Raw genomic sequence first — 1,137 nt, forward strand, 5'->3', positions numbered from 1 at the left:
GATTTTGTCGACGACCAAGTGGATTCTGGTACCGCCTTTGAAATTGGGTACGCCTTTCACCTAAAGAAGCCCGTTGTGATTCTCCACGAAAAGGAGACCATCTTAAATCTGATGATCGCTGAAGGCCTCCATGCTTACGTACGCGAAGCAGAAGCTCTGGCAGCATACGACTTTAGCACGTTGCCCGAGAGTCATTATCATGGCAAAGTTATTTAACAAGATTGAAAAAAGGAGAACGGGACAGAAGGTGGGCTAGTTAATGCTCATTGACTAGTCTTTGTCGTCCGTTTTGACCATAGATATTCGGAACAAAATGAGGGTCTGGGACAAAAGTCCCAGGCCCTCATTCATTTACAATGGTTAGTGAACATCGTCGCGGAATAGCCCAACGACTTTACCTAAGATGCTAACGTGATTCAAGATGATTGGGGCCATGGTGTCGTTTTCGGGTTGCAAACGGAAATGGTCAGCTTCCTTAAAGAATCGTTTGCACGTGGCCTCGTTCTCTTCAGTCATGGCGATAACGATGTCGCCGTTGTCGGCGGATTGTTGCCGGCGAACGATGACTTGGTCACCATTCAAGATACCGATGTTGATCATACTTTCGCCGCGAATCGTCAACATGAAGAGGTCGTCCTCATCTTGATCAAATTCAGGGGGAACCGGGAAGTAATCCGTGGCTTCCTGAACGGCTAGAATGGGTTCACCAGCAGTAACGGTGCCTAAAACGGGAATCTGTGTTTGTTTTTCGTGAACCCCGAGTTCCTCCAAGCCAGCTGGCGTGATTTCCAATGCGCGGGGCTTAGTTGGGTCCTTAGTCAGCAACCCCTTCTTTGTCAGGCGGGCGATGTGACCGTGAACCGTCGAAGTTGAAGATAGGGAAACGGCCTCACCAATTTCACGGACGGTCGGGGGATACCCTTTTTCATTGACCCGTTCCCAAATGAAGCGAAGAACGGCGATTTGTTTACTTTCAGAAGCTTTGCTCATATTATTTTGCCACCTCGTTCGTCATTCGTAGTATAGTTTAGTCTTAGTTTAGCATAGGTTGTCGCCGTTTTCAAACAGATGTTCGGTTAAATGAGTTGAATTCTGAAAATAACCCTGATATGATGGATTGTGGCTTGAAAGCGGGGG

General features: G+C 47.5%; 1 protein-coding gene and 1 pseudogene. One reads left to right on the plus strand and one right to left on the minus strand.

Going from position 1 to position 1,137, the window contains the following annotated elements; all coding sequences use genetic code 11:
• Positions 1 to 216, plus strand: a pseudogene (locus tag FC99_RS14300) (nucleoside 2-deoxyribosyltransferase); the annotation flags it as partial.
• A gap of 144 nt (positions 217 to 360) precedes the next feature.
• Here FC99_RS14300 and lexA read toward each other — a convergent pair.
• Positions 361 to 990 (minus strand): transcriptional repressor LexA, encoded by a 630-nt coding sequence (lexA, locus tag FC99_RS12705; RefSeq protein ID WP_048735898.1) that lies wholly within the window; start codon positions 988 to 990, stop codon positions 361 to 363.
• Positions 991 to 1,137: the final 147 nt, after the last annotated feature.

The organism is Levilactobacillus koreensis JCM 16448, assembly GCF_001435525.1.
GTDB lineage: Bacteria > Bacillota > Bacilli > Lactobacillales > Lactobacillaceae > Levilactobacillus > Levilactobacillus koreensis.